The 4143-nt window shown below is 67.5% G+C and carries 5 protein-coding genes; 4 read left to right on the plus strand and 1 reads right to left on the minus strand.

The annotated features are described in order from the left end of the window. Positions 1-311 (minus strand): hypothetical protein (locus Q0C81_RS16910; protein WP_291840722.1); only part of this gene is annotated, 311 nt, incomplete at its 3' end. A gap of 325 nt (positions 312-636) precedes the next feature. On the opposite strand from Q0C81_RS16910, the gene Q0C81_RS16915 reads away from it, so the two are divergent. From Q0C81_RS16915 to Q0C81_RS16930, 4 genes are all read left to right on the plus strand, one after another. Beyond that, positions 637-2436, plus strand: a complete 1800-nt coding sequence (locus Q0C81_RS16915; protein ID WP_291840732.1) for a long-chain-acyl-CoA synthetase — start codon at positions 637-639, stop codon at positions 2434-2436. A gap of 81 nt (positions 2437-2517) precedes the next feature. Further along, positions 2518-3384, plus strand: coding sequence for a flagellar motor stator protein MotA (gene motA, locus Q0C81_RS16920; protein WP_291840725.1), 867 nt, complete (start codon positions 2518-2520; stop codon positions 3382-3384). Between the two features lie 133 nt (positions 3385-3517). Continuing rightward, on the plus strand, positions 3518-3808 hold the full coding sequence (locus tag Q0C81_RS16925) for a hypothetical protein (protein ID WP_291840726.1): 291 nt from the start codon (positions 3518-3520) through the stop codon (positions 3806-3808). Positions 3809-3951: 143 nt separating this feature from the next. Continuing rightward, positions 3952-4143 (plus strand): hypothetical protein (locus Q0C81_RS16930; protein ID WP_291840729.1); only part of this gene is annotated, 192 nt, incomplete at its 3' end.

The following is a 4143-nucleotide window of genomic DNA, read 5'->3' on the forward strand; positions in this document are numbered from 1 at the left end:
ACCGGCTCAGGCGTGGCGTCGACCGGAGCGGGCTCAGCGGCCAGCGGCGCGATCGAGGGGGCGGGGGTCGTCGGCAGGACCGGAGCGGTCGCCGCCGCTTCAGCCAGCGGAGCCTCGGCGACGTCGCCGCCGCCGTTCATCAGCATCATGGCCGCGGCGCCGCCGATCACCAGAACCCCGATCGGGGCGAGGATCATCCAGGTGCGCATGCCGCCCTTGCGGCGAAGCTGGGCCTTGGTTCGCGCATAGACGGGGACGAAGGTCTCTTCACCGGCGGCGTCGGCGCGGTCTTGGGGATAGGTAACGGACATCTCTGTTCCTCCTTGAGCGTGGGTTTCCAACCGCCCCGGAAGAGCGCAGTTCCGCGAACAGGTTGAATGTCCTGAAGAAACACCTTTGCTGACACATGTGGGGCGGCAAGCGCCCCGTTTGACGGCCGTCATCCGGCCGGATGAGGCGGGAAGAGGGTCCTGAAGTGACGCTGCGTCACCGCCGCTTCGGCGCCACGCCCCGCGGCAAACTGGTCCGCAAGCCGTTCGCAACCGGCCAAAAACGACGCGACGATTCTCCCACCGGTTGACCCGGGAGACCGGCTTGTTCATCACCAGAGAGGGCATCTGGCGAGTGGACGTGGCTATGGGTTTGGTGGCGAACATCCGGCGAGACATTCGGTTCGTGAAGGGCCTTCGCCGCCTGCTCGGCCGCATCAAGCCGATCACCATGGACAGCGTCGACCTGGTCTGTGACGACTGGGAAGAGGCCGTCGACAAGTTTTCCGACCACATCGCCATCCAGGACGACCGCCGCTCGATCTCCTATCGGGACCTGGACGCCATGGCCAACCGGTTCGGCCACTGGGCGGTCAGCCGCCGCCTGAAGCGGGGCGATACGGTCGCCCTGGTGATGCTGAACCGGGCCGAATACATCGCCGCCTGGATCGGCTTCTCCAAGGTCGGGGTCGGCACGGCGCTGATCAACACCAACCTGACCGGCCACGCCCTGGCCCACTGCCTGACCATCTCCAACGCCTCGCAGGTCGTCACCGACGAGGATTGCTGGCGCAAGGTCGAGGACGCCCGCCCGCTGGTCGACCGCAACCTGATGCTCTGGGTGCTGGGCCTGTCCGACACGGACGAAGCCGATGAGCGCCGCGGCCTGGACAAGCCGGTGCGCAGCGGCTCCTCGGTGCGGCCCGCCCGCTCGATCCGCTCGGGCCTGACCAACCGCGACACGGCGCTGTACATCTACACCTCGGGCACGACCGGCCTGCCCAAGGCGGCCAAGATCACCCACGCCCGCGCCCGCACCTATATGCGCGCCTTCGCCGGAGCCACTGCGGGAACCGAGAAGGACGTCACGTTCAACGTCCTGCCCCTGTACCACTCGACCGGCGGCCTGGTCGGCATCGGCCCCGCCCTGCTGAACGGCGGCCGCCTGGTCCTGCGCAAGCGCTTCTCGGCCACCAATTTCTGGCCGGACGTGAAGGCCTCGGGCGCGACCCTGTTCGTCTATATCGGGGAGCTGTGCCGCTATCTGATCAACTGCCCGGAGAACCCCGACGAGCGCGTCCACAAGCTGCGTCTCGCCTTCGGCAACGGCCTGCGCCCCGATGTCTGGGAAGACTTCCAGAAGCGCTTCGCCGTGCCCGAGATCCTCGAGTTCTACGGTTCGACCGAGGGCAACGTCTCGCTGTTCAACTTCGACGGCAAGGCGGGCGCCATCGGCCGCGTTCCGGGCTTCCTGAAGAAGCAGATCAACTGTCGGCTGGTCCGTTTCGACATCGACACCGAACTGCCCGTGCGGGGTCCGGACGGCCTGTGCCAGCTGGCCAAGCCGGGCGAGGTCGGCGAGGCCCTGGGCCAGATCGGCGACGACACCCGCCACGCCTTCTCCGGCTATGCCGACAAGGCGGCGTCGGAGAAGAAGATCCTGCGCGACGTGTTCGCCAAGGGCGACCGCTGGTTCCGCACCGGCGACCTGATGAGGCAGGACTCGGACGGCTACATCTATTTCATCGACCGGATCGGCGACACCTTCCGCTGGAAGGGCGAGAACGTCTCGACCGCCGAGGTCGAACAGCGGCTGGCCGACGCGCCGGGCGTCAAGGAGGTCGTGGCCTACGGCGTTCCGGTGCCGGGCCAGGAAGGCAAGGCCGGCATGGTCGCCCTGGTGATCGACGGCCGCTTCTCGGCCAAGGTCTTCGCCGAATGGGTGGATCAGGAACTGCCGTCCTACGCCCGCCCCGCCTTCATCCGCCTGATCAAGTCGGCCGAGACGACCGGGACCTTCAAATACCGCAAGGTCGACCTGGTCGCCGACGGCTTCGATCCGGACAAGGTGGACGGCGCCCTCTACGTCCGCGGCGGCAAGAACGGCTACGCCAAGCTGACCGATGCGGCCCGCGCGGCGATCCTGTCTGGCGAAACGCGTCTCTGATATCCGCGGAATCGCAACCGCAGATTAATCATTAACGGCGATGGTCGGGCTCTCGCGCGCGTTGGGGCTCCCCGTCTTCTCATGTTCCAGATTATCGGCATTGTGCTGCTGTTCGCCCTCGTGTTCGGCAGCTACGCCATCTCGGGCGGCAAGTTCGAGGTGATCCTGCACGCCGCGCCTCACGAGTTGATGGCGATCGGCGGCGCGGGCATCGCCGCCTTCCTGATCTCCAACAGCGTGCCGGTGCTGAAGTCCTCGCTCAGCGGCCTGGGCAAGGCCTTCGCGGGGCCCAAATGGAAGAAGCAGGACTACAAGGACCTGCTGTCGCTGCTGTTCCAGCTGACCAAGACGATGAAGTCCAAGGGCGTCATCGCCCTGGAAAGCCACATCGAGAAGCCGGCCGAGAGCGCCATCTTCCAGAAATACCCCAAGGTGCTGAAGGACCACTTCGCCACGGACTTCATCTGCGACACCCTGCGGATGATGACGATGAACCTGGAGGATCCTCACCAGATCGAGGACGCCATGGAGAAGCAGCTCGAGAAGCACCACCACGAGGCGTCAGGCGCCCCGGGCGCGCTGCAGAACCTCGCCGACGCCCTTCCGGCGCTGGGCATCGTCGCGGCCGTGCTGGGCGTCATCAAGACCATGGGCTCGATCACCGAGCCGCCGGAAATCCTGGGCGGCATGATCGGCGGCGCCCTGGTCGGCACCTTCATGGGCGTATTCCTGGCCTATGGCCTGGTCGGCCCCCTGGCCGCGCGCCTGAAGGCGATCGTCGACGAGGAAGGCGCCTACTACAAGATCATCCAGTCGGTGCTGGTCGCCCACCTGCACGGCAATGCGGCCCAGATCTCGGTCGAGATCGGTCGCGGCGACATCCCCTCGTCGGCCCAGCCGTCCTTCGCCGAGATGGAAGAGACCCTGTCGGCCGCCCCGGCCGTCTAGCCTCACGCCGTCTTCACGGACGCTCAACGCTGATCACGGTTCCGGGAACGCCCCGGCCGTTCGCCGGTTGTCTTGCCGACGGATCGTGAAAGCGACCGCTCCAGGCGTCGCTGCGACCGTTGGAGGATCTCCCATGAGAGCGATCGCCCTCGCCCTGGCGACGACCGGCGCCCTGGTTCTGGCGGCCTGTTCGAGCCAGGACGACGCAAAGAACAATGCAGCCGCGGATGCAGGCGCAGACGCCGCCGCGACCGCGCCGACCACCGGAACGCCCGCACCCTCGGACACCGCCACGCCGCCGCCGGTCGATCCCGCCGCGCCGACGTCCCACGATCCGGCCGGCGCGCCGCAAACCCCGCCGACCCTGCCGGTGGAGCCCGGCACGACGCCGTCCACCCCGGCCACGCAACCGCCCGCCCCATAGGACCGGCGCGGAAAGCTGACGCTTCCGTATGTTACACCCGTTCACGAAGCCGTGAGATTTTTACTTGCGCTTCGTCTCGCCTTCCCGTTAGCTCCGGGGTGCGAGGACTCATGATCTCGTGAACCTTCTGAAGGATGAAACCCATGCGCATCACTGCTCTGATCGCCGCCTCGGCCGCCGCTCTGGCCCTGGCCGCCTGCCAACCGGCCGCCGAAGAAAAGGCCGCTGACGCCTCGGCCGACGCCGCCGCCGCCGCCGACACCGCCACGGACGCTGCTGCGACCGCCGACGCCGCCGCGACCGACGCCGCCGCCGCCGCTGGTGAAGCCGCCGCT

The organism is Brevundimonas sp. (assembly GCF_023259385.1).
Classification (GTDB): Bacteria; Pseudomonadota; Alphaproteobacteria; order Caulobacterales; family Caulobacteraceae; genus Brevundimonas.